The sequence below is a fragment of the Maricaulis sp. genome (assembly GCF_017643475.1).
In the GTDB taxonomy this organism is placed as follows: Bacteria; Pseudomonadota; Alphaproteobacteria; order Caulobacterales; family Maricaulaceae; genus Maricaulis.
In genome coordinates this window covers 1,390,054-1,411,597 of the sequence record NZ_JAEPNI010000001.1, presented here as the reverse complement: position 1 = coordinate 1,411,597, position 21,544 = coordinate 1,390,054, and the positions used below count along the sequence as shown (strand labels likewise).

The 21,544-nt window shown below is 59.7% G+C and carries 26 protein-coding genes and 1 pseudogene; 18 read left to right on the top strand and 9 right to left on the bottom strand.

The window, feature by feature from the left end:
- The first annotated feature begins 106 nt into the window (after positions 1 to 106).
- Complete coding sequence (locus tag JJ889_RS06840; protein WP_291892927.1) at positions 107 to 1,849, top strand: amidohydrolase; 1,743 nt, start codon at positions 107 to 109, stop codon at positions 1,847 to 1,849.
- Here JJ889_RS06840 and JJ889_RS06835 read toward each other — a convergent pair.
- Positions 1,846 to 2,238 (bottom strand): VOC family protein, encoded by a 393-nt coding sequence (locus JJ889_RS06835; protein ID WP_291892925.1) that lies wholly within the window; start codon positions 2,236 to 2,238, stop codon positions 1,846 to 1,848. The genes JJ889_RS06840 and JJ889_RS06835 overlap by 4 nt on opposite strands.
- A 125-nt stretch (positions 2,239 to 2,363) precedes the next feature.
- On the opposite strand from JJ889_RS06835, the gene JJ889_RS06830 reads away from it, so the two are divergent.
- Entirely contained in the window at positions 2,364 to 3,581 is a 1,218-nt protein-coding gene (locus tag JJ889_RS06830; RefSeq protein ID WP_291892923.1) for a threonine synthase, read from the top strand.
- Positions 3,582 to 3,655: 74 nt separating this feature from the next.
- The gene (locus tag JJ889_RS06825) at positions 3,656 to 4,186 is read left to right on the top strand and encodes a hypothetical protein (protein ID WP_291892921.1); all 531 of its coding nucleotides are present in this window, start codon (positions 3,656 to 3,658) and stop codon (positions 4,184 to 4,186) included.
- Positions 4,187 to 4,518: 332 nt separating this feature from the next.
- Here JJ889_RS06825 and JJ889_RS06820 read toward each other — a convergent pair.
- A pseudogene (locus tag JJ889_RS06820) lies at positions 4,519 to 4,836 on the bottom strand (endonuclease domain-containing protein); the annotation flags it as partial.
- A 173-nt stretch (positions 4,837 to 5,009) separates the two neighbouring features.
- Here JJ889_RS06820 and purB point away from each other — a divergent pair.
- From purB to JJ889_RS06800, 4 genes are all read left to right on the top strand, one after another.
- Positions 5,010 to 6,311: an adenylosuccinate lyase gene (purB, locus tag JJ889_RS06815; RefSeq protein ID WP_291892917.1), complete on the top strand. Its 1,302-nt coding sequence runs from the start codon at positions 5,010 to 5,012 to the stop codon at positions 6,309 to 6,311.
- A gap of 84 nt (positions 6,312 to 6,395) precedes the next feature.
- A complete protein-coding gene (locus JJ889_RS06810; protein WP_291892913.1) occupies positions 6,396 to 6,527 on the top strand; it encodes a hypothetical protein in 132 nt (43 codons plus the stop codon).
- 133 nt (positions 6,528 to 6,660) lie between these two features.
- Positions 6,661 to 7,221: a pyridoxamine 5'-phosphate oxidase family protein gene (locus JJ889_RS06805; RefSeq protein ID WP_291892910.1), complete on the top strand. Its 561-nt coding sequence runs from the start codon at positions 6,661 to 6,663 to the stop codon at positions 7,219 to 7,221.
- A 122-nt stretch (positions 7,222 to 7,343) separates the two neighbouring features.
- Positions 7,344 to 7,781 carry a thioredoxin domain-containing protein gene (locus JJ889_RS06800; protein ID WP_291892907.1) on the top strand — a complete coding sequence of 146 codons (438 nt, stop codon included), beginning with the start codon at positions 7,344 to 7,346 and terminating at the stop codon, positions 7,779 to 7,781.
- 20 nt (positions 7,782 to 7,801) lie between these two features.
- Here JJ889_RS06800 and JJ889_RS06795 read toward each other — a convergent pair whose 3' ends face one another.
- Positions 7,802 to 8,125, bottom strand: a complete 324-nt coding sequence (locus JJ889_RS06795; RefSeq protein ID WP_291892902.1) for a DUF1476 domain-containing protein — start codon at positions 8,123 to 8,125, stop codon at positions 7,802 to 7,804.
- Between the two features lie 222 nt (positions 8,126 to 8,347).
- On the opposite strand from JJ889_RS06795, the gene purC reads away from it, so the two are divergent.
- The 4 genes from purC to purL all read left to right on the top strand — a co-directional run bounded on the left by purC (position 8,348) and on the right by purL (position 12,594).
- Positions 8,348 to 9,112, top strand: coding sequence for a phosphoribosylaminoimidazolesuccinocarboxamide synthase (gene purC, locus JJ889_RS06790; protein WP_291892899.1), 765 nt, complete (start codon positions 8,348 to 8,350; stop codon positions 9,110 to 9,112).
- A gap of 332 nt (positions 9,113 to 9,444) precedes the next feature.
- Complete coding sequence (purS, locus tag JJ889_RS06785; RefSeq protein WP_291892897.1) at positions 9,445 to 9,684, top strand: phosphoribosylformylglycinamidine synthase subunit PurS; 240 nt, start codon at positions 9,445 to 9,447, stop codon at positions 9,682 to 9,684.
- Positions 9,685 to 9,697: 13 nt separating this feature from the next.
- Positions 9,698 to 10,360, top strand: a complete 663-nt coding sequence (gene purQ, locus JJ889_RS06780) for a phosphoribosylformylglycinamidine synthase subunit PurQ (RefSeq protein ID WP_291892894.1) — start codon at positions 9,698 to 9,700, stop codon at positions 10,358 to 10,360.
- Between the two features lie 2 nt (positions 10,361 to 10,362).
- Positions 10,363 to 12,594 carry a phosphoribosylformylglycinamidine synthase subunit PurL gene (gene purL / locus JJ889_RS06775; protein WP_291892891.1) on the top strand — a complete coding sequence of 744 codons (2,232 nt, stop codon included), beginning with the start codon at positions 10,363 to 10,365 and terminating at the stop codon, positions 12,592 to 12,594.
- A gap of 30 nt (positions 12,595 to 12,624) precedes the next feature.
- Here the strand turns inward: purL and JJ889_RS06770 are convergent, their stop codons facing one another.
- The 3 genes from JJ889_RS06770 to JJ889_RS06760 form a co-directional block, all read right to left on the bottom strand.
- Positions 12,625 to 13,059 carry a hypothetical protein gene (locus tag JJ889_RS06770; RefSeq protein ID WP_291892887.1) on the bottom strand — a complete coding sequence of 145 codons (435 nt, stop codon included), beginning with the start codon at positions 13,057 to 13,059 and terminating at the stop codon, positions 12,625 to 12,627.
- A gap of 93 nt (positions 13,060 to 13,152) precedes the next feature.
- Positions 13,153 to 14,112, bottom strand: coding sequence for a M20/M25/M40 family metallo-hydrolase (locus JJ889_RS06765; protein ID WP_291892884.1), 960 nt, complete (start codon positions 14,110 to 14,112; stop codon positions 13,153 to 13,155).
- Between the two features lie 75 nt (positions 14,113 to 14,187).
- Positions 14,188 to 14,691 (bottom strand): YHS domain-containing (seleno)protein, encoded by a 504-nt coding sequence (locus tag JJ889_RS06760; protein ID WP_291892882.1) that lies wholly within the window; start codon positions 14,689 to 14,691, stop codon positions 14,188 to 14,190.
- Positions 14,692 to 14,837: 146 nt separating this feature from the next.
- Between JJ889_RS06760 and JJ889_RS06755 the strand changes: the two genes are divergently transcribed.
- From JJ889_RS06755 to JJ889_RS06740, 4 genes are read left to right on the top strand one after another with little or no spacing between them, the layout of a single operon-like run.
- A complete protein-coding gene (locus JJ889_RS06755; RefSeq protein WP_291892880.1) occupies positions 14,838 to 15,074 on the top strand; it encodes a BolA family transcriptional regulator in 237 nt (78 codons plus the stop codon).
- An 11-nt stretch (positions 15,075 to 15,085) separates the two neighbouring features.
- The gene (locus tag JJ889_RS06750) at positions 15,086 to 15,910 is read left to right on the top strand and encodes an aldo/keto reductase (protein WP_291892877.1); all 825 of its coding nucleotides are present in this window, start codon (positions 15,086 to 15,088) and stop codon (positions 15,908 to 15,910) included.
- Positions 15,911 to 15,940: 30 nt separating this feature from the next.
- The gene (gene grxD, locus JJ889_RS06745; protein WP_291892874.1) at positions 15,941 to 16,273 is read left to right on the top strand and encodes a Grx4 family monothiol glutaredoxin; all 333 of its coding nucleotides are present in this window, start codon (positions 15,941 to 15,943) and stop codon (positions 16,271 to 16,273) included.
- A 17-nt stretch (positions 16,274 to 16,290) separates the two neighbouring features.
- Positions 16,291 to 16,671: a DUF427 domain-containing protein gene (locus JJ889_RS06740; RefSeq protein ID WP_291892872.1), complete on the top strand. Its 381-nt coding sequence runs from the start codon at positions 16,291 to 16,293 to the stop codon at positions 16,669 to 16,671.
- Here JJ889_RS06740 and JJ889_RS06735 read toward each other — a convergent pair.
- A complete protein-coding gene (locus JJ889_RS06735; protein ID WP_291892870.1) occupies positions 16,668 to 17,171 on the bottom strand; it encodes a hypothetical protein in 504 nt (167 codons plus the stop codon). The two genes, JJ889_RS06740 and JJ889_RS06735, sit on opposite strands and share 4 nt — an antisense overlap.
- A 251-nt stretch (positions 17,172 to 17,422) precedes the next feature.
- Here JJ889_RS06735 and JJ889_RS06730 point away from each other — a divergent pair, with 251 nt between their 5' ends.
- Both JJ889_RS06730 and JJ889_RS06725 read left to right on the top strand, forming a co-directional pair.
- Positions 17,423 to 17,887: a hypothetical protein gene (locus tag JJ889_RS06730; protein WP_291892865.1), complete on the top strand. Its 465-nt coding sequence runs from the start codon at positions 17,423 to 17,425 to the stop codon at positions 17,885 to 17,887.
- A gap of 87 nt (positions 17,888 to 17,974) precedes the next feature.
- Positions 17,975 to 18,478: a hypothetical protein gene (locus JJ889_RS06725; RefSeq protein WP_291892863.1), complete on the top strand. Its 504-nt coding sequence runs from the start codon at positions 17,975 to 17,977 to the stop codon at positions 18,476 to 18,478.
- A gap of 36 nt (positions 18,479 to 18,514) precedes the next feature.
- Here JJ889_RS06725 and rpsD read toward each other — a convergent pair whose 3' ends face one another.
- The gene (gene rpsD, locus JJ889_RS06720) at positions 18,515 to 19,132 is read right to left on the bottom strand and encodes a 30S ribosomal protein S4 (protein WP_291892862.1); all 618 of its coding nucleotides are present in this window, start codon (positions 19,130 to 19,132) and stop codon (positions 18,515 to 18,517) included.
- 189 nt (positions 19,133 to 19,321) lie between these two features.
- Positions 19,322 to 20,191: a hypothetical protein gene (locus JJ889_RS06715; RefSeq protein WP_291892861.1), complete on the bottom strand. Its 870-nt coding sequence runs from the start codon at positions 20,189 to 20,191 to the stop codon at positions 19,322 to 19,324.
- 124 nt (positions 20,192 to 20,315) lie between these two features.
- Here JJ889_RS06715 and JJ889_RS06710 point away from each other — a divergent pair, with 124 nt between their 5' ends.
- Positions 20,316 to 21,410 (top strand): amidoligase family protein, encoded by a 1,095-nt coding sequence (locus JJ889_RS06710; protein ID WP_291892859.1) that lies wholly within the window; start codon positions 20,316 to 20,318, stop codon positions 21,408 to 21,410.
- The last annotated feature ends 134 nt before the right edge of the window (positions 21,411 to 21,544 follow it).

The following is a 21,544-nucleotide window of genomic DNA, read 5'->3' as shown; positions in this document are numbered from 1 at the left end:
CGGAACGTCGTAGAGCGATGTCATGTGCCCACGCTAGCCCCGCTCCGTTCGAAAACAAGCCATGGCGAACAATTGCACCGCGCCCCACTTGCCCTAATCTGCGCTCATGTCGAGATTCCTGCTGGCCGCCCTCTTCACCCTCATCATCGCCTTCTGGCTTATCGCTTCGCCGTATGAGCGTGCGGAGCACCAGGTTTTTCTGGTCGGCGAGATCTTGTTGCCGGGCGGCGAAACCGCCGAGGCCGTCTACATCCATGATGGACGAATTGCCGCGATCGGTTCGCGCGCGGATATGCTGGAAATCGCGCCCTGGGGGGCGGACCGGATCGATCTGGATGGCGGCACGCTGACCGCGGGGCTCATCGAGCCGCACACGCACCCGCTCGCCGCAGCCCTGTTGGGTGCCGCCGTCGATGTCAGCGGCATCACCTATTCGCGTCGCGAGGACATGATGGCCGCCCTGCGCGAGGCCGCCGCACAGAGCGGGCCCTCGCCCTGGGTGATCGCCTTCGGCTGGGACCCGGCCATGATCCGGGGCCTTGAACCTCCCACGCTGGCCGAACTCGATGCACTCGCTCCGGATCGTCCCCTGGTGATCCTGACGCAGATGATGCACGAGGCCTTCGTCAATACCGCTGCCCTGCAAGCTGCAAATATCCATGCCGCCACACCGGATCCGCTTGGGGGCCGTTTCGAACGTGATGTCGATGGCAACCCAACCGGTCGCATTATCGAGGTGAGCGCCATTCGGGTGCTGATGGAGGCCGCTCCGGAAGCGCCGGATGCGGCCCTTTCCTGGTTGCTTTTCGGAACGCTGAATGAATACGCCCGCTCGGGCTACACGACGATTGGTGTCGCTTCGCTGGTCGGTCGGGCACGTGATCCGCTGGCGCTGTTCGCCGAGGTCAGTCAGGCCCGGAACGCACCGCTCAACTCGGTCCTCTACACGGCCCCGGATCGTGCGGAGCGGGCGCGCGACATGTGGAGCACGGTCGACCAGCAGCGCGCCATATCCCGTCATGCCGGTATCAAATTCTGGATGGACGGTTCGCCCTATGTCGGCGGCGCCGCGCTGGCGCAACCCTATGCCCGATCACCTTTCACCGAAGAGGTGATCGAGCTGCCTGAAGGCTGGCACGGCGAGCTGCTGACAGATCAAAACACAGCCCGACAATTGATCCGCAACGCTGAAGTACAGGGTCTGCAAGTCGCCATCCATGCCCAGGGCGAAGACGCGATTGATGCCATTCTCAACGCCATCGAGGTGGAAAGTACGGGCGAAATCGCGCACCGCCTGGAACATCTCGCCCTGATTACGCCGGAACAGATCGCCCGCGCCGAGACCCTGGACGTCTCGCTCGGCTTTTTCATCGACCACATCCGCTATTACGGACACATGCTCCCGGATCTGGTCGGAGATGATCGCACGGATCGCTACATGCCCGTGAGGTCTGCGCTTGAGGGCGCATCGACCGTGACGCTGCATGCGGACAGCCCGGCCACCCCGATCAACGCGATGCGGGTCTTTCAAACCGCGGTGGAACGGATCAGTCGCGCTTCGGGCATCGTCGTCGCCGCTGACCAGCGGGTCACACGGCAACAAGCACTCGACATGATGACCATCCACGCCGCGCGCCAGCTGGGCATTGATGATGAAACCGGCTCAATCGAGATCGGGAAACGCGCGGACTTCACCTGGCTTTCAGCCAATCCGCTGACAGCGGAAGACCTGGTACACGTCGAGGTCCGCGGCACCTGGATCAGCGGTCGCCGCGCCGACACTCGCAGCTGGTCACGACCAGCCCTGGCGCATCTGGTCGGCGCTATCCTGGCGGTTGTAACGGGCTAGGCTTTCGGTTCGATCGGCTGCCACAGCTCGATCTTTGTACCATTGGGGTCCATCAGCCAGGCAAAACGGCCATAGTCGAAATCCTGCGGCTCACCTTCCAGGACAACGCCCTTCTCCTTCAGGCGCGCCAGCATGCTGTCCATGTCATCAATCATAAGATTGATCATGAAGGGTTTTTCGGACGGCGCGAAGTACTCCGTCGTGTCCTTGAAGCCCGAAAAAATCGTGCGAGCCCCCTGTGGGAAGGCCTTACCACTGTCCGCATGCAGGAAATCCGCGCCGCCATAATCATTGATGGTCAGACCTAGCTTGTCCTCATACCAGGCCATCAGGCCTTCCGGATCCGGGCTCTGGAAAAACACGCCACCGACACCGATCACCTTGGCCATGAACAACTCCCCGCTGAGTAAGGACGGCCAGTTATGCATGCCCCTCGAAGCTTGTCATCCGCAAGTATGAACCGGCTGGCACGACACCGGTTTGAGATCGTGGAAATACGCGCTAAGCAATTGCCATGTACGCAAACTATTTTACCCATCTGGAATGCTCCGACACCGGCGCGACCTTTTCGAAAGACCAGCCACACAACCTGTCAGATGTGGGTCTGCCCTTGCTGGCACGTTACGACCTGGACACAGCTCGCTCGGAGGTTGACCGGGATGCCATTGCCGCACGTGATGGCGGGTTCTGGAAATGGCGCGAGCTGCTACCGGTGGCCGACGACCAGGATGTCTGTGCGCTGGGTGAGATCGACACGCCGCTGATCGATGTGCCCGCGACCGCCAAAGCCTCCGGCGCAACCGGCCGGGTCATCGTCAAGGATGAAGGCCGCCTGCCCACCGGCAGTTTCAAGGCCCGCGGCCTGGCGCTCGCTGTCGCCATGGCGCATTCTTTCGGCATCAAGCGCATGGCCATGCCCACCAATGGCAATGCCGGTGCGGCGCTGTCGGCTTATTGCTCGCGCATGGGCATGGAAAGCTGGTGTTTCGCGCCCGAGGACACACCAGAAGCCAATCTGCGCGAAATGGCGCTACAGGGTGCCCGCGTCTTCAAGGTCAATGGCTATATCCATCATTGCGGTGCGCTGGTTGGGGCCGGCAAGGAGGCAATGGGCTGGTTTGATGTCTCCACCCTCAAGGAGCCCTACCGGATCGAGGGCAAGAAGACGATGGGGCTGGAGCTGGCCATGCAGATGGGCTGGACCCTGCCCGACGCGATCTTCTATCCCACCGGCGGCGGCACCGGCCTCATCGGCATGTGGAAAGCCTTCGACGAAATGGAACGCCTGGGCTGGATCGGCTCGGAGCGCCCGAAAATGATCGCCGTCCAGGCCGAGGGCTGCGCCCCCATCGTCAGGGCCTGGCACGCCGGCACCAAACACGCCGAGGAATGGCTCGACGCCGAGACAGCCGCCATGGGCATCCGCGTTCCCAAGGCCATCGGTGACTTCCTGATCCTCAATGCCTGCCGGGAAAGCGGCGGTTTCGCCATCGACGTGTCGGAGGACCAGATTGAGACGGCGCGGGTCCGCTGTGCGCGGGAAGACGGCCTGCTGCTCTGCCCCGAAGGTGCTGCGACCCTCGCCGCAATGGAAAAGGCGATGGCAGACGGCATGGTGGAGCGCGACGCGACCTGCATGCTGTTCAATTGCGGGTCGGGCCTGAAATATGCAATGCCGGACGGGGCGCAGGTGCTGGATCGGCATGCGGAGATTGATTGGGGGGCTTTGTGATCACCTAGTGCTTGCGGGAAACCTGTCGGACCAATCCGCATTGACGTGACAGTCATTTCTAGAAAACTACACGAATGTCCAACAAGAATAAGCATTCACCAATCACCTTGGTGATGATCGGCTTGCTAAGCTACGCGCTGAGTGGATTGGGTTTTCATGCTGGAATAAACGCAGGCGCGGGTGTGCCTCCTTTGGCTGAGTTGGTGGAAGTATCTGGATCGATCCCAACAGGTGGGGAAACGGTTTTGATCCGGAAGAATTTCACAGAATTCACAGTCGAGCCCGACATCGTAACAATCCGGTTTCCTTCCAAAGCCGGGCCTCATCGATCGATCGGTCAAGAGCTGAGGCGAAATAGCAGCAACGTGACAGCCTTGGTGAACAGCGAGCAGCTGGTCGCATTCGGGTCCGGGCTGCGAGGATCTGTATATGCCTATCAGATCGAAATAGATGGCACGATGTTGCAATCCTATGATCAAGTGCTCGCCAATTGGGTACGCAATGATGAAGTCGGGTGGTCGATTGGCATTGGTTTTTTGCTGAGCGGGTCTTTGCTCATTGGCCTGGGAGTCACCGGGCGACGAGGTTCTCAACCCTCATCCTGACGAAAGTCAGGACCCAAGGCTGGGTCGCGTGCACGCACAATCGGGCGAACAGATTTACCGATACGAAGGCGCGTCTAACCTGCGACCGCAAGTTTGACCGATGATTGCGGCATGGGTCCTGACTTTCGTCAGGATGAGGAAGAAGGAGTTTGCGGCCACCACCCGTGCCCCTTCCCCCTCACCCCCTACGCTTCGCTTCGGGACCTCTCCCCCCGAGGGAGAGGGACGAGACTGGAGCGCCAATCCTTCTCCCCTCGGGGAGAAGTGCCCTTCGTAGCCTTGGCGAAGAAGGGCGATGAGGGGGCGGCGCGGAGCGCGCGAATACTGTCAGCGATCGCCTCCAGCACCGCGTCCGTTTCCAGCATGATATCAACATTCCAGAAGCGGATGACCGTGTAGCCCTGTGCCTCCAGACGGGCTGTTCGCCTGGCGTCATAGATTTCCTGCTCTGTATGCTGGCCACCATCGGCCTCAACAATCAGGCCGAGCTCCTTGCAGAGAAAATCGACGATATAGCGCCCGATTGGGACCTGGCGGCGGAATTTCGCGCCCAGCAGGCGGCGGCCTCGCAGATGCCCCCACAGACGCAGTTCCGCGTCTGTCTGGTTGCGGCGGAGCTCGCGAGCACGGTTGGTCAGTTTTTGGTTCATCCCCCTCACCCTCGCTTCGCTCGGCCTCTCCCCCAAGGGGAGAGGGATAACCTAGTGAAGGATTAGAGACCCGTGACTCGCATCACATCTTGCGCATACCAGCCTTCACTTGATTTTTGCGCCACATCGGCGCATCACGCCGCCTTCTTGAGCACCCAGCCCGGAGCGCGCGCATGATTCCCCGCTACACCCGTCCTGAAATGGCCGCCATCTGGTCGGACCAGAACAAGTACAAGATCTGGTATCTGATCGAGGCGCATGCGACGGAAAAGCTGGCCGAGCTGGGCGTTGTGCCCCAGTCCGCCGTGGACGCGGTATGGAAAGCCAAGGATGTCGATTTTGATGTCGATCGCATCAACGAGATCGAGGCCGAGGTCAAACATGACGTCATCGCCTTCCTGACGCACCTGGCCGAACATGTCGGCGAGGAAAGCCGGTTTGTGCACCAGGGCCTGACCTCTTCCGACGTGCTGGACACCTGCCTGGCGGTACAGATGAAACAGTCCGCCGACCTGCTGCTGGTGGCCATGGACCGTGTTCTCGCGGCCCTGAAAACCCGCGCTGAAGAGCATAAATACACGGTCTGCATCGGTCGCTCGCACGGCATCCATGCCGAACCGACGACGATGGGCCTGAAGTTCGCTCGCTTCTACGCCGAGTTCGCGCGCAATCGCGCCCGCCTCGTTGCCGCACGTGACGAGATTGCCACCTGTGCCATTTCCGGTGCCATCGGCACGTTTGCCAATGTCGATCCGTCCGTGGAAGAGCATGTCGCGGAACAGATGGGCCTCACGGTCGAGCCGGTCTCCACCCAGGTCATCCCGCGTGACCGCCACGCCAACTATTTCGCCGTGCTGGGCCTGATCGCCTCGGCGATCGAGAATATCGCGGTTGAAGTTCGCCATCTTCAGCGCTCCGAAGTGCGCGAGGCGCAGGAATATTTCTCCAAGGGCCAGAAAGGCTCGTCCGCCATGCCGCACAAGCGCAATCCGATCCTGACGGAAAACCTGACGGGTCAGGCGCGCCTGGTGCGCTCGGCCGTCGTGCCGGCCATGGAAAATGTCGCCCTGTGGCATGAGCGCGATATCTCACACTCCTCCGTGGAGCGCGGCATCGGGCCGGACGCCAATGTCCATCTCGATTTTGCCCTGCACCGCACCGCAGGCATGATCGAAAAGCTGATCGTGCATGAAGATCGCTGCCGCGAGAATCTGGAAGCCTATGGCGGCATCCATAATTCCCAGCGCGTGCTGCTGGCTCTCACCCAGGCCGGCGCCTCCCGCGAGGACAGCTATCGCCTGGTTCAGCGCAATGGCATGAAAACCTGGGATGAAGGCGGCAAGCTGGTCGAGCATCTCAAGGCCGATGAAGGCGTCACCGCCCTGCTCTCTGACGAGCAGATCGAAGCCTGTTTCGACGAGGCCTATCACCTCAAACATGTCGACACGATTTTTGCGCGTGTATTTTCTCAATAAGCTCGCCTAAGCTTTCGCCATCCTATAGCGTCATCCCGACGAAAGTCGGGACCCAGAATGACGTTTCAGCCTTGCGTCTACATAATGGCGAGCAAACGCAACGGTACGCTCTACACTGGCGTCACCAGCGAAATCGCCATGCGTGCCTGGAAACTTGAGCTTATCGAGGGGCGAAATCCCGATTGGCGCGACCTGTACGACGACCTGAACAGCTGAACCACTGGGTCCCGACTTTCGTCGGGATGACGCGGATGGTGGCTGATTTGTGCATATACGCCATGTCCCGCTTCAACTTTCCCCGCCGGGCAACTCGACTTAATGTTCGTGGCGGGGCGAAGCGGAGACCGGCATGGCCAAATTCTACGACCAGATTGATGATCGCATTCAATCCTTTATCGACAAGCAGAAGATGTTCTTCATCGCCACTGCCCCGTCTGGCGGTGACGGTTCGGTCAATCTCTCGCCCAAAGGGTATGACAGTTTCCGGGTGATCGGCCCCAATGAGGTCGCCTATCTTGATCTGGGCGGGTCGGGCATCGAAACCCTCGCACATGTGCGTCAGAACGGCCGTATAACCTTCATGTTCTGCGCCTTCGAGGGGGCTGCTAACATTCTGCGCCTCTATGGCACGGCAGAAGCGGTGACGTTCGAGGAACCGGGTTTTGCCGAAAAGCTTGCCCTGTTCCCGGACTTCCCCAAGGCCCGCGCCATCATCACGGCCAAGATCCACAAATGCCAGGACAGCTGCGGCTGGGGCGTGCCGTTCTACGAATTCAAGGGTGAGCGCGACCAGCTGGTGCGCGTCAACGCCCATCGCTCCGACGAGGAATGGGCGGCGCGGCGTTATGAGAGCAATGCCCAGTCGATCGACGGCCTGCCCGGCCTGATCAAGCAGGAAGGGGCGGAATAACCAAGGCATAAGCAAGGTGCCAGACCAGCCTCGGAAAATGGCAAGCTGACGCGCTTGTTACCGACGCGCAGATGACGCGTTGGACGAGCTGCCCTATCTAGGTCCTATCTGTGGAGTATTTCATGCGCCTGTCTTTGATCATCCTCGCCGCCCTCGCCACTTTCATGGCTCCGAACTTTTTCCGCGCGGAATGGGAAACGGCGGCCCAGGCCGACGTCGTCGAGGAGCGTCCGAGACTGGTTGCGGCGATGTTCCGCTCGTCCTGGTGCAGTTCCTGCCGGATTATCGAGCCGCGTATCGATGATGTGCGCGAGGATTATGAGGATGCCGCCGTCGAATTCATCCGCTTCGATTTCACGCTGGGACGCCGAGACGGGTTGCGGGAACGTGCGGCAGAAGCCGGTATCAGCGAGGTCTTCATGCAGCTGGAAGGCCGCACCGGCTTCATGCTGCTGATCGACCGGGATACGGGCCAGGTCTTCGAGGCTGTCACAACGGCCTATGACCGCGACAATATCCGCGCGGCCATTGATCGGTGGCTGGCGGTGACGGCGGACTGAGCCGCCGTCACGACGAGGGATCAGCCCTCGGACTGGATCTGGTTGCGGGCCTCGATCAGGAGATCGTCCATCTGCTTGCGCAGCAGGTGGTCGGAGAGCTCAACGCCCTTTTCGTCGAAGTCAGCGCGGACCTTGCGGAAGACGTCGTCATCACCGGCTTCCTCGAAATCAGCCACGACAACCGTCTTGGCGTATTCGTCGGCGGCATCGCCGTCCAGGCCGAGCTCGCCCGCAGCCCACAGGCCCAGCAGCTTGTTGCGGCGAGCATTCGCCTTGAATTCCATTTCCTGATCGTGGGCGTATTTGTTTTCAAACGCGTTTTCGCGATCGTCGAGGCCGGACATGGCAGTCTCCCTGAAGGATGATGTTTGATAGTCTCGTTAGCTTGCCCCCACGGGGAAATCAACGCCTGTGAAACAGGCTGCGACACTGCGGCGTCCCGGCATTGCGAATAATGGGCTGTGCGGCTAGTTTCCGCGCTCGAAGCGCGGTCCGTCACTGAGTCGGGCCGCGCCACGCTTTTTATAGGCCTGATACGGTATCCGGCCCCTGCAGGAGCGTCGCTGATGTCCCGTCGCAAAAAACTCTACGAAGGCAAGGCCAAGATTCTCTATGAAGGTCCCGAGGCGGGCACGCTCGTCCAGTACTTCAAGGATGACGCCACGGCCTTTAACGGTGAGAAACACGCCACCCTCGAGGGCAAGGGTGTTCTCAATAACCGTATCTCCGAGCACATCTTCCTCGGTCTTCAGCGGATCGGCATCAATACGCACTTCATCAAGCGCCTGAACATGCGCGAACAACTCGTCCGCCAGGTCGAGATCGTGCCGCTGGAAGTGGTCATCCGCAATGTCGCCGCCGGGTCCATCGCCAAGCGCCTGGGCCTGACCGAGGGCGAACCGCTGCCGCGCCCGATCGTGGAGTTCTATTTCAAGAATGACGATCTCGGCGATCCGATGATCGCGGAAGAGCATATCAACGCGTTCGGCTGGGCCGCTCCGCACGAGATGGACGAGATGGTTTCCATCGCCTTCCGCACCAATGACTATCTGTGTGGGCTGTTTGCAGGCGCCGGCATCCGCCTCATTGATTTCAAACTGGAATTCGGCCGGATCTTCGACAATGAAGTGCCGCGCATCATCCTGGCTGACGAGATCAGCCCGGACAGCTGCCGCCTCTGGGACATGGAATCGAACGAGAAGCTGGACAAGGACCGCTTCCGCCGGGATCTGGGCAATGTGACCGAGGCCTATGCGGACGTTGCCCGTCGCCTGGGCATCATGAAGGAAAACAATGTGGTCGCTATGACCACTGATGACACCGCCTCCTGAGGCCGGCGACATCCGAATAACAAGAACACCCGTCGCACGAGCGTCGGGTGTTTTTCTTTGCGTGTACGGCGCATGTTCAGCCCGCCGTTTGCGACAGATCGGCTATGCAGACACGGGTACCTGGCCAGCCAGAATCCCGTGGCAAATCAGAGCGCTGGCTAGCCAGGGCTGGACATCACGGCGCGATCCACTGGGCACGGCATGGCCGGCTGGACGCTATCGCCCCTTCACCCCTACAAAATCAGGCCATCAGCGCAGGTGAGTCGATTGCCCTTTGCGCCCATGCACAGTAAGAGGAGCGCAATTCGAAACCAGCCGAAGCGAGTCGTCCCGTGAAAGCCAAAATCCACGTTTATCTGAAACCCGGAGTTCTTGACCCGCAAGGCGCGGCCGTAGCCGGTGCACTGCACAATATGGGTTATGAGGAAGTCACGGCCGCCCGCCAGGGCAAGCTGATCGAGCTGGACCTGACCGGCGATGACGCCGACGCGGCCAAGGCCCGTGTCGACGAGATGTGCCAGAAGCTTCTCTCCAACCCGGTGATCGAGAGCTACTCGATCGATATCGCGTAGAACGGAGCGGGCCATGAAATCCGCCGTTATCGTCTTTCCCGGTTCAAACTGTGACCGTGATGCCCATGATGCCATCGAACGTGTGACCGGCGAGAAGCCGGCCATGGTCTGGCATCAGGAGAGCGAACTGCCCGAGGGCACCGAGTTCGTCATGATCCCGGGTGGTTTCTCCTACGGAGACTATCTGCGCTGTGGGGCCATGGCCTCGCGCTCGGCCATCCTGCCGGCCGTTGTCGCCCACGCCGCAACCGGCGCGCCGGTTCTGGGTGTGTGCAATGGCTTCCAGATCCTCACCGAGAGCGGTCTTCTGCCGGGCGCGCTGATGCGTAATGCGGGCCTCACCTTCGTCTGTGAGAAAGCCCCGCTGAAGATCGATAACGGCAATACGCGCTTCACCTCGCGCTATGGCGCGACCTCGGAGCTGATCATTCCGATCGCCCACCATGACGGCAATTATTTCGCCGATGCCGAGACGCTTGACCGCATCGAGGGCGAAGGCCAGGTCGTCTTCCGCTATGGCAACAACCCGAACGGTTCCCAGCGCGACATCGCCGGCGTGATGAATGAACAGGGCAATGTCCTGGGCATGATGCCTCACCCGGAGCGCGCAGTAGACGAAAAGCACGGCGGCACAGACGGCCTTGCACTGTTTGAATCCCTGCTGGGGAGTGCGTGAACATGACCCAATACGCTGACGGCATCGCGGCCGAAATCGTCGCTGAACACGGTATCAATGACGAGGAATACGCCATCATCCTCGACCGTCTGGGCCGGGCGCCCAACATGGTTGAGCTGGGCATTTTCTCGGTTATGTGGTCGGAGCACTGCTCCTACAAGTCCTCGCGAGCCCACCTGGGCAAATTCCCCACCTCGGGCGAGAAAGTCATCCAGGGTCCGGGCGAGAATGCCGGCGTCATCGATATCGGTGATGGCCAGGCCTGTATCTTCAAGATGGAGAGCCACAACCACCCGTCCTATATCGAACCCTATCAGGGCGCAGCGACGGGTGTGGGCGGTATCCTGCGCGATGTCTTCACCATGGGTGCACGCCCGGTGGCGCTGATGAATGCGCTGCGCTTCGGCGCGCCGGACCATGAAAAGACCCAGCACCTGGTCGGCGGCGTTGTTGCCGGTATCGGGGGATACGGAAACTGTGTCGGCGTCCCGACCGTGGGCGGCGAGACCAATTTCCACGAGGGTTATAACGGCAACATCCTCGTCAATGCGATGGCCGTTGGCCTGGCGGAAACGGACAATATTTTCTACGCCCGCGGCGCCGAGCCGGGTCAGCCGATCGTCTATGTCGGCTCCAAGACCGGCCGCGACGGCATTCACGGCGCGACCATGGCCTCGGCCGAGTTTGACGATGAGAGCGAAGAGAAGCGCCCCACCGTCCAGGTCGGTGACCCCTTCGTCGAGAAGAAGCTGATCGAGGCCTGCCTCGAACTGATGGCCACGGACGCCATCGCGGCGATCCAGGACATGGGCGCCGCCGGTCTCACCTCCTCTTCCGTCGAAATGGCGGACAAGGGCGGGATCGGCATCAAGCTGATCATGGATGACGTGCCCCAGCGCGAAGAAAACATGTCCACCTATGAAATGATGCTCTCGGAAAGCCAGGAGCGCATGCTGGTGATCATGAAGCCGGGCCGCGAAGACGTGGCCAAGGCGATCTTTGAAAAATGGGAACTCGACGTCGCCGTGATCGGTGAAACGACGGATACCGGCCGCATGGTGCTCGAGCACAAGGGCGAGATCGTCTGCGACATCCCGGTCGCACCGCTGGCCGATGATGCACCGAAATACGAGCGTCCCTACTTCGCTCCGGAAGTGCGCGCCCAGATCAATGCCAAGGACGTGGCCCAGCCGTCGCACATGGGCGAAGTCTTGCTCAAGCTGATGTCCAGCCCGAACATGGCCTCCAAGGCCTGGATCTGGCGCCAGTATGACCGCCACGTCATGGCCGACACGGCTGCCAGCTCCGAGGATCCGTCAGACGCCGCGATCGTGCGTGTTCACGGCACCAACAAGGCCCTGGCCATCACCACCGACTGTACGCCGCGTTATTGCTATGCAGACCCGTTCGAAGGCGGCAAGCAGGCCGTTGCGGAAGCCTGGCGCAATCTGACCGCCACCGGCGCCGATCCGATCGCGATCACCGACTGCCTGAACTTCGGCAATCCGGAACGTGAAGAGATCATGGGCCAGTTTGTGGGCTGTGTTGAAGGCATGGCGCAGGCCTGTGCCGCGCTCAACTTCCCTGTCGTTTCAGGCAATGTCAGCCTCTACAACGAGACCAATGGTGTTGCCATTCCGCCGACACCGGCAGTTGGCGGCGTCGGCCTCATCCCGGACATGGACAAGCGCGCCGGTTTCGGCGGCATGTCCGAGGGCCACATCCTGATGGTGGTCGGCAAGACGACTGGCGCGATGGGTGCTTCCACCTATCTGCGTGTTGTCGAGGGCCGCGAGGACGGCGGAGCGCCGATGGTCGATCTCGACCGCGAGAAGGCCCATGGCAATTTCGTACGCGGCCAGATCCGTGCCGGCCGTATCAGCGCCTGTCACGACCTGTCGGACGGTGGGCTGGCCTGTGCGGCTGCAGACATGGCGCTCGCGTCGCAGACCGGCATCAAGCTGGCGCACGACGCCGACAGTGATGTGCCGATGCACGGCTTCCTGTTCGGCGAAGACCAGGCCCGCTATCTGATGGCGGCCAAGAAGGATGATGCCATCGCCATCATCCAGGACGCGAAGGCCGAGGATATCGACATCCAGGTTGTCGGCCTGGCCGGCGGCACTGCCGTGAGCGTCAATGGTGCCCACCATCTCGAACTGGACCGCCTGCGCGCGGCCTGGGAAGGCTGGATGCCGGACCTGATGGAACCGGTCGCCGAAGCGGCCGAGTAAAGAAAAGCCCCGCTCATCGAGCGGGGCTTTTTACTTGCGGTCGTTCAACCGGTAGAGCGAGCTGGTATCCGGTGTTCCCACCATGACCCGGTAGGTCAGGATCATCAGCGCCCCGAGATCAAAGACATTGAAGAACAGATCGGCCAAGGACGCCCAGGCCGGTGCGGCATCAGCATTGAAGCTGACCGAATGAACCGACAGCCAGAGCGTGATGTCGATGGCGTAGCCAAGCCCGTAGCACACAAGTGCCAGAACCCGACGGCGCAGAAGCACGAGGACACCGGCCGCCACATAAGCCGATGCATATACCGCCCAGGCCACGACGATGATGGGGTTCGCGCTGGCAAAGTAGCGCGCAAGTTCCGGACCGAATTCCCGGATATCAAAGACACCCGCCAACGCGAGCATGACAATCAGACTGAAAAACAAAGAATAGGCACCGCGAAGGCAAATCACAGTGCCCAAAACACTTGTCCAGATTGTCTGAATTCGCCCCATGCGAATCGAATACTGTCTTTTCACTACCAAAGCGTGAAAAGCTTCACATCTCCGATCAGATTATCGACCACTCTCTTCCGCGATCATGTCGAGGCCGGCTTCGGCTTCGCGAGCAAAGTCGAGAATGGTTTCGGTAGCGTCCTGGAAAAACTCCAGCGTCATGTTCTCATAGGTATCCGACGGCTGGTGATAGTGCGGGTGGAAATCCACGCCCAGATAGATGAACGGGATACCCGCCGCGTGGAAGGCACCGCTATCGGTCAGCATGGTCCAGTCACTGCCAGGCGGGCCGCCCGGTTCGTCATAGCCCATGGGCAGGTTGACGTCGGCCCGTTCGGCCACACGCTCGACCAATGGCTTCAGGAACGGATAGTGATACGTGCCCACGGCCCAGAGGATGCGGTCATCGGACATGGCGACCATATCGAGATTGAGATTGAAGACGATATTCTCTTCCGGCACCGGCGGGTTGGCCACAAAGGCGCGCGCGCCCTGCAGACCACGCTCCTCGGCGTCGACAAAAGCAAAGATCAGGTCATGTTCCGGCGGGTTCTCGACGAAGTCCTCGGCCACAGCCAGCAGCGCAGCAACGCCGGATGCATTGTCGTCGGCGCCATTCCAGATCTGTCCGTCACGCATGCCTTCATGATCGAAGTGGGCGGTCAGCACCATGACATGGTCACTGTCTCCGGTGCCCTCGATCTCGGCCAGAATATTCACGCCCGGCAGGCGTTCGCCCGGACCGCGGCGGAAAGAGTATTGGAATGGATGTTCGAAATTGTCGCCAACCGGATCAATCCCGATCTCTTGCAGGCGACCAATGATGTATTCACGGGCCATGGCATTGCCGGGCGTGCCTGCTTCGCGGCCCTGCATCTCGTCGGATGCGAGGATCTGCAGGTCTTCCAGCAATTGAGCCCGGTCCAGGCCGTCATAATCGCTCGACTGGCTGGCCGTGAAAGATGAACATGCAGCCAGGCCGAGAAAGGCTGCGGATGATAATAGTGCAGTGATACGCATAATGTTCCCCGATTACGCTTTGACCGCACCATGCCAGATCCGCAGCCCGGACCGAACCCAATTTTCTGTAATGGATCAGAACCAGCGGCTGGGACGCGCAGCGGGTTCCGGTTCGTGTTCCGGCCAGTTCGCTTCGGACTGTTCCACATATCCGGGAATGTCTTCTTCCCAGCGGCGCTGGATATTGGGCGAGAAATTCATGTAGAGCACGCCATCAACCACCTGATAGGCCAGCGGATCGGTGCGGACCTTGCGATCATGGGCGAGCGCATAGGCGCAGTGCCCGTCATAGGCGGGCGCATAAACCTCAGGCGATGCAATAAAGAGGTCTCGATTGGCCTCCGTCGCGAAATACCAGGTAACGCCATTATACTCGGCAGTGAGCGTGTCCAGCCCTACCAGCGGCGTGGCTTCGGTATGATAACTGACCACATCATACCCCCCGACCGGGCGGCCCTCGCGGTCGACATACTGGTCGCCGGCCATGGCAATACCGCTGAGAAATACAAAGGCCAGTCCCAGATTGACCAGGCCCAGGGACAGGCGGGTAACGAGTTTGACGGCAAAAATTGTATTCAAGAGAGCCTCCAGTTTATCCAGCCGTGTGTGATATGGCTGTTTCCGCTCTTGCAGGAAAGCGCAACTGCCAACACATTCCTTCACCAAGTCGAGGCTCTGCGTGAGCTTTCGTGAACTTTTCGTCATCCATGACCGGAGCGCCAATCATGCCCATGCCTGCCGACGAGATTATTGCCCTGATCAAGGCTGGAATTCCCGATGCCGAAATCGAGATGGAAGACCTGGCCGGCGATAATGACCACTGGAAGGCCGTCGTCACCAGCGAGGCGTTTCGCGGCAAGCTGCGTGTCGCCCAGCATCAGCTGGTCTATGAGGCCCTCGGTTCGAAAATGGGCAATGAACTCCACGCGCTCGCGCTGGAGACCAGGGTTCCGGACGCTTGAAACAAACTCGCATGATCGATAGCCCCGCCTTCTCCCGTCTCGGCTTCGGCGTCACGGGTCCCCATGCCAGCATTATCGGCTCGAATACGAAAACACGTGAGCTGGTCCATGCCTGTGTCGCTCATGGTGTGACCCTGTTCGATACCGGCCCTGCCTATGGCGTCGGTCGTGCGGAAACGCGGCTTGGTGAAGCGCTCCGCGAGGTCCCGCGGGACAAGGTCTTTGTGTGCACGAAAGCGGGTGTGCACGCGGGCGGGTTTCGTGATTTCTCGCCGGGTGCCGTCGAGATGTCGCTCAAGGACTCGCTGGAGCGATTGAAAACAGACCATGTCGATCTCCTGCTTCTGCACGGCCCGGCACCGGAAGAACTCACCGACAAGCTGATCCGGCATCTGGAAGCCTTCAAGGTTCGCGGCATGATCCGGCATCTGGGCATTTGCGGCCGCGGCCCGGAACTCGAGGCCGCCGCGCGCATCTCGGCTATGGACGCGGTGATGGCACCGCTCAATTCCGAGCTCACCACTCAGGAAATCGAGCGCCTTGAGAACTGCAAAAAGGCAGGCCAATCGATCATCGGCATCGAGGTCATGAAAGGCGCCGCGAAATCCGCGCGCATTCCTCTAAACGCCTCTTCAGCATGGTATTTTGCGCGCCATATCAAGCAGGTCGCGCTGGGTCGAACAGCGCCACCCAGCGGCCGTTCGCCGCAGGAGGCGCTGTCCTGGGCACTCGATCACCCCTTGAGTGATAGCGTAATATCCCTGACAACGAGTTTGACACATCTGGACGCCAATGCCCGGCTGGCTGGTCTTGAAGGATCAGCGTCGAGTGCCTAGCTCTAGCGCCAGACGACCAAGGAGTTCGACATGACGGATACCGTCCACGATCAGATCAAATCCACCATCAACGCGAATGACGTCGTGCTCTTCATGAAAGGCACACCGATCTTTCCGCAATGTGGCTTCTCTTCGGTTGTTGCCCGCGTTCTCGACCATCTCCAGGTCGATTTCGAAAGCGTCAACGTGCTGGAAGATGACGGCGTACGTGAAGGCATCAAGACCTTCTCCAACTGGCCGACCATCCCGCAGCTCTACATCAAGGGCGAGTTTGTCGGCGGCTGTGATATCGTCAAGGAAATGTTCGAGACGGGCGAATTGCAGACCTATCTGCGAGATAAGGGCCTGATCGAGGCCGCCTAGTCCGAAGGACACTCCCGATGAGCAAATCCGAACGACCGGTTCTGACGCCAGGACCGGAACACCCCATTATTGTCTCCGATCACGAGATTGACGTGACCATCAGCGCCCGCGGGGAGCTGCTTGCCGCTGACGCCCAGGCGCTGGAACTGAAAGAACATGTCTACGCGCCGGTTCTCTATGTCGAGCGCAAAGCCCTGGACAGCACGCAGCTGGAACGCTCCGAGCATACGAGCTGGTGTCCGTACAAGGGCGAAGCCAACTACTTCCATCTGCTGCTGGAAAACGGCGAGCGGCTGGAAAACGCTGTCTGGACTTATGAAGAACCGTTCCAAGCTGTCGCGCTGATCAAGGACCGGCTCGGCTTCTATCCCGACCGCGTTGCCGTGGAACGCGTCTAGCGCGCCGCCATCTGGCGACGTTCGCCGTAGGGGTTCCAATCCCACGCACGATTATCGAGCGGATTGAGCACGACGACCTGGCCGCCATGCGGCACGCCGAGTTCCTCAAAGCCGAAACCGAGCTGGATGCCCCACGGGATATCATCCACACAGCGATCAACATCTTCGCGGCTGATCGACACCGTGTAGATGTCCTCGTGATACTGTTTAACCGAGACATCAAAATCAGCCCGCGAGGTACACCCCTGCGTATTGGCGTGGATGACAAGGATATCATCCTCGATAACCCGCCAGTAGATCACGGCCTCGAGACTGGGATCGATGACCGGTGCCTCGCGGCCCGTCCCCGGGATGGAAATGTCGGAAATCGACATGGTCGGCATGGATGGCAGGCTCGGCAGCGGAGGCAGGAAACGCGCCTCTTCGCTCTCCCCCGGAACCGTCGAACAAGCCGCACAGGCCAGCACAAGGCCAGCTACCGATACAAAACGCCAGGTCATGAATTGCCCCCAATTACCCCATTAACCCCACAACACCGAAAGACGATCACCCCTCATCATTTCGGTTCTGTAAGAAAAGCGCGAAAAACATTGCCGATCAATCCCTTGTGTCGAGACGGGAGAAAACTCAGAGGGAAAACGCCTCTGCGTTGAGCGTTAACGCCGCGGTTTCGAGCAGCCCTGATCCAGGGGTTGTATGAATTGGATTCACCTCCACTATCCCACTTCACAGGAAACCGGAGGGCCGAGCCATGACCAAGTCTCGCGCGGTGTATGCTTTTCTCGGAGCGTCGCTTTATCTGGCGATGTTTGTTGTTTTCACCGTCCTCGTGGACAGCGTGGCCCAGCCGGCGAGCCCTGGCGGGAGCCTGCTCTGGCCGATGGCCTGGATCATCTATCTGGCATTGCCCCCGCTGGCCGTTGCCGCAGGATTGTCTGCGGTCTGGAAAACCTGGCACAACAGCAATCGTTTCTCGCTGTTTGCCGCCACAACCTTGTTCGGAGCCGGTGCCATGACACTCCTGCCCGCCCTGGTTTATGTCTGGCGCACTTACGAGCACACTCTCACCGCGGTCAACGAAGAGCGCGTGGTGATGTCGACCATGCTGCACCTGCCCACCATCACCTCGGTCGCCAGCGCCCTGGCCCTGACCGTCCTGATGTTCATCGGGCACCGGGTGTTTGGGACATCCGCTGGTCAGACAGAATTGACGTGACGATCACCTTACTGCGCATGTCATCAGTATATCGTGACAATATACCAAAACCCCGAACGATAACTATGCATGTAGATGGGGGCGAATATGACGCTGCGGATCCTATGTTTCTTCTTCGCCTTCGCCCCGTGTCCAATCAGCCTAGCCTTTACGGTTCCGCTTTACGCAGACCGATGGGTCAGCGGGGGTGGATTGGGGACGGCAATCGCGCTCGCAGTCACAATGGGAACATGGTTGGCTTGCTTGATCACAATGCTCGCCGCTGCCGGCATCCATTCCGGGTTCAGCCCAATGAATGTCGAACCTAGCTCGCGCGAGGGGAGAGGAGCGCTACGGGTTGAACGGTTTCTCCGCTTGTCCTTCTGGGTTGGATTTGCCCTGATTGGTTTTGGCCTCTTTGGCATAGTGTTGCCCCTATTGCCCTCCTCCGCTTCCGGCCCCCAGATCGCGTTCGGCGAAGAGGAACCGCTGTTTCTCGCAGCAAATCTGTTGATGATCGGGTTCATTCAGTGCATTGCCGCGAACTGGATGGCGAAAACAGAAGCGCGCATTGCACTCACCGCCAACCACGAAAAAACCCGCCCGGCATAGCCAGGCGGGTTCTTTTGAACTCGGATGTCCTCGTGATTACGAGGAGTAGAATTCGACAACCAGGTTCGGTTCCATCTGTGCAGCGTAAGGAACTTCAGACAGTTCCGGCATGCGCACATAGGTGACCTTCATGGCTTTCGGGTCGAGATCGACATAGTCCGGGATATCGCGCTCGGCGCTTTCCAGGGCTTCCAGGACCAGGGCCATGGAGCGGGACTTTTCGCGAACTTCGATGACGTCGCCCGGCTTGCAGCGGTAGGACGGGATGTTCGTCTTGACGCCATTGACCAGAACGTGGCCGTGGTTGACAAACTGACGCGCTGCGAAAACGGTCGGGACGAACTTGGCGCGGTAAACGACAGCGTCCAGACGGGATTCCAGCAGGCCGATCAGGTTCTCGGCGGTGTTGCCGGTGCGGCGAGCCGCTTCGTCATACGTACGACGGAACTGCTTCTCGGTAATGTTACCGTAGTAACCCTTCAGCTTCTGCTTGGCGCGCAGCTGGATACCGAAGTCAGACAGCTTGCCGGCGCGGCGCTGGCCGTGCTGGCCCGGGCCGTACGGACGGGAGTTGATCGGAGATTTCGGACGACCCCAGAGGTTTTCACCCATACGGCGGTCGATTTTATATTTTTGCGAATGACGCTTTGACATCAGTCTCTCTATTTCGATGTGGCCCGGCGTCCTCCCTATTGAGGCTCGCAATTGAAACGGCGGTTCACACATCACCCGTACACCCCACGCCAGCAGGCGCTCGCGCGAGAAGCGGGGTTTCTACCTGTGCGGACAGGAATGTCAAGCAATGTTGCAGTACGCTGAAATCATCGGTTCGCGCCGACCCAATCAGGGCCTTTCCGGCAGGACATCAGCAAGCCGCTGTCGGAGGCCCTTTGTGCCCGATCGCGACGCGTAATTAGCAGCCTTCTGCTTGGCTTCACCAATTGGCACGCCCCAGAAACTCGCCAGCGCAGTCGCATCATTTAAAGTGAGGCTCGTCTCGCCCCAGCTACAACTGACGGAGTTCGCGGTAGAGGCAATATCAAGATCGATCCGTTCGGTCATGCCGCCCTGGACCTTGCGCCCGATAGCCAACTTGGCCTGGGAAGTTTCAATATTCCATACTTGAGCGAGCTTCATCGCATCGCAGTATCCGTAATCACTTAGTGCAAAGTGATAGTAAGAATCGGCGTCAGGATTCTCGGATGTGATGATTGTAATTGAATTGGCCTCATGCAACGTGAAACCGTATTCCTCCCAGAAACGCTTGTGTCCGAGACGGGTCGCCAACCGATCGACCGCTAGCTTAGCTTCCCACGATGATTCCAGCGCCCAATGATTGGCCAGTGCCACAGCATCTGAGTAGGTCAGCCCGACCTCTTCATGGCTACATTCGACGTCAAAGTGGGTGCTCGCAATATCTATATCGACAAGATTTGTCAGGCCCGCCGCAATCTTACCGCCGATGATCGCCTTCGCTGATCCGACACCTGTATTCCAGACATGCGCGACTTTTTTGGCGTCACAATAGCCATAATTACTGCTTAAAAACAGCCACATATCTCGTTCATCCGGACGCTGGGTCCGGTTGTTCACTTGCGAAATACTGGCTGCCATCAGCGGCGCATGATAGGTTTGATCGTCGAAGTGAGCACTTACAGTTCCGCCGGACAGCGTCACTAGCGCTGCCACGCCTGCGATAGAAGAGCTCGACATGTTTTCCTCCCCGGAGATTTGCGGGTAACTGCGTAGCGCCTTTGCCGCGAGTGGGCAATCTCGATAGACACCAGTACCAAAGCTGTTGATGTTGAGGCTGTTTTCGACGATTGAGGCGTGTGTGATGGCAAGCTGGAAAATGGGATTCGAGATCGAACTCTTGGCGCCACAGGGCCGATCACGTCGCGATCTGGCCGCGGCTGTTGCCCGCGATCAGGGCGGCACGGTAGGGGTCTGTTTCTACCCGCAATCCGAGCCAAGCCTTGTGCCGGGCCTGCCGGTTTTCGAGAATTTGGTTTTGGGCTTTGATGTCCGTGACCGAGGCGGTGAACGCATCGCGCTCCTAGTTGATGATCTCACAATTCGCGACGGGCTGGACCATAATGCCCCGCCCCTGACCGGTTGGCTGCGCCTGCTAAGCGATGATGCCCGGCTGCTCTCTCTCGCCCAGCACCATTGCGATCCGCAAGCGGGCCTCGAGACCGTGCTGGAACCCGTTGCCGCGCTTTGGGGTACGCCCGTTGAGCACGCAGGGGGCGGGATTACCAAAGTCGTCGACCAGTCCGCACGCTCAATCGCCATGGCTGCCCCGCTACCGGGCGAGCGTGAACGACCGTGCGAAATCATATCCCCGCCCTATGGCGATGATCCCGAACCCGCCCTGCGCAAATTGCTAATGGCAGCGCACGCACTTGATTTCAGCGTGCCTGCCGAGGCGGCGCTTCACATCCATTATGACGCGGTACGCCTGCGTGATGCGCGGGCTCTCGCCCGATTGATCAAGGCGCTCGATCAGTTCGGCGATGCGCTTCGATCGCTAGTGCGAACCAATCCGCGCTGCGTTAGACTTGGCCCAATCAGCGATTCCATCCGCGCACTGGCGCGCGATCCCGATTTCCAACACCTCGACTGGATCAAGGCCCAGCAGCGCCTCATCGAGTGCAAGCCGACGAAATATGCCGACTATAATTTCTTCAACCTCGCGCATGACCTGCCAGGCAAGCAAACGTTTGAAGTCCGGATCTTCCCGGGCTCCATGGACGTGTCGGAAATCATGCGCAATGCCCGGCTATTCGCGGCGATCCTGGAGTGGGCCTGCGGACTTGGCACGGACGGCCTCAATTCCGGCTTTCTAGGCTTTCTCGCGACGCTGAAACTGCCGCCAGAAGATCTTGATCAGTGGCATAGCCAACTTCCGGACCAAGCCCAAGGCGTGTGATACCCGCGTACTTTTTACACCTCTCCGCGTTTTTTTTTCGGACCTCAGCTGCTGCTCGCCCCCAAGAAAACCCTTTTTCTGAATCCGGTATTGATGCCCCTAATTTATAGGGCAGATAAGCAGATCAGCCATCT

Coding starts and splice junctions, on each gene's coding strand:
- JJ889_RS06840 (WP_291892927.1), top strand. CDS start 107: ATGTCGAGATTCCTGCTGGCCGCCCTCTTCACCCTCATCATCGCCTTC.
- JJ889_RS06835 (WP_291892925.1), bottom strand. CDS start 2,238: ATGGCCAAGGTGATCGGTGTCGGTGGCGTGTTTTTCCAGAGCCCGGAT.
- JJ889_RS06830 (WP_291892923.1), top strand. CDS start 2,364: ATGTACGCAAACTATTTTACCCATCTGGAATGCTCCGACACCGGCGCG.
- JJ889_RS06825 (WP_291892921.1), top strand. CDS start 3,656: ATGTCCAACAAGAATAAGCATTCACCAATCACCTTGGTGATGATCGGC.
- purB (WP_291892917.1), top strand. CDS start 5,010: ATGATTCCCCGCTACACCCGTCCTGAAATGGCCGCCATCTGGTCGGAC.
- JJ889_RS06810 (WP_291892913.1), top strand. CDS start 6,396: ATGGCGAGCAAACGCAACGGTACGCTCTACACTGGCGTCACCAGCGAA.
- JJ889_RS06805 (WP_291892910.1), top strand. CDS start 6,661: ATGGCCAAATTCTACGACCAGATTGATGATCGCATTCAATCCTTTATC.
- JJ889_RS06800 (WP_291892907.1), top strand. CDS start 7,344: ATGCGCCTGTCTTTGATCATCCTCGCCGCCCTCGCCACTTTCATGGCT.
- JJ889_RS06795 (WP_291892902.1), bottom strand. CDS start 8,125: ATGTCCGGCCTCGACGATCGCGAAAACGCGTTTGAAAACAAATACGCC.
- purC (WP_291892899.1), top strand. CDS start 8,348: ATGTCCCGTCGCAAAAAACTCTACGAAGGCAAGGCCAAGATTCTCTAT.
- purQ (WP_291892894.1), top strand. CDS start 9,698: ATGAAATCCGCCGTTATCGTCTTTCCCGGTTCAAACTGTGACCGTGAT.
- purL (WP_291892891.1), top strand. CDS start 10,363: ATGACCCAATACGCTGACGGCATCGCGGCCGAAATCGTCGCTGAACAC.
- JJ889_RS06765 (WP_291892884.1), bottom strand. CDS start 14,112: ATGCGTATCACTGCACTATTATCATCCGCAGCCTTTCTCGGCCTGGCT.
- JJ889_RS06755 (WP_291892880.1), top strand. CDS start 14,838: ATGCCCATGCCTGCCGACGAGATTATTGCCCTGATCAAGGCTGGAATT.
- JJ889_RS06750 (WP_291892877.1), top strand. CDS start 15,086: ATGATCGATAGCCCCGCCTTCTCCCGTCTCGGCTTCGGCGTCACGGGT.
- grxD (WP_291892874.1), top strand. CDS start 15,941: ATGACGGATACCGTCCACGATCAGATCAAATCCACCATCAACGCGAAT.
- JJ889_RS06740 (WP_291892872.1), top strand. CDS start 16,291: ATGAGCAAATCCGAACGACCGGTTCTGACGCCAGGACCGGAACACCCC.
- JJ889_RS06735 (WP_291892870.1), bottom strand. CDS start 17,171: ATGACCTGGCGTTTTGTATCGGTAGCTGGCCTTGTGCTGGCCTGTGCG.
- JJ889_RS06730 (WP_291892865.1), top strand. CDS start 17,423: ATGACCAAGTCTCGCGCGGTGTATGCTTTTCTCGGAGCGTCGCTTTAT.
- JJ889_RS06725 (WP_291892863.1), top strand. CDS start 17,975: ATGACGCTGCGGATCCTATGTTTCTTCTTCGCCTTCGCCCCGTGTCCA.
- rpsD (WP_291892862.1), bottom strand. CDS start 19,132: ATGTCAAAGCGTCATTCGCAAAAATATAAAATCGACCGCCGTATGGGT.
- JJ889_RS06715 (WP_291892861.1), bottom strand. CDS start 20,191: ATGTCGAGCTCTTCTATCGCAGGCGTGGCAGCGCTAGTGACGCTGTCC.
- JJ889_RS06710 (WP_291892859.1), top strand. CDS start 20,316: ATGGCAAGCTGGAAAATGGGATTCGAGATCGAACTCTTGGCGCCACAG.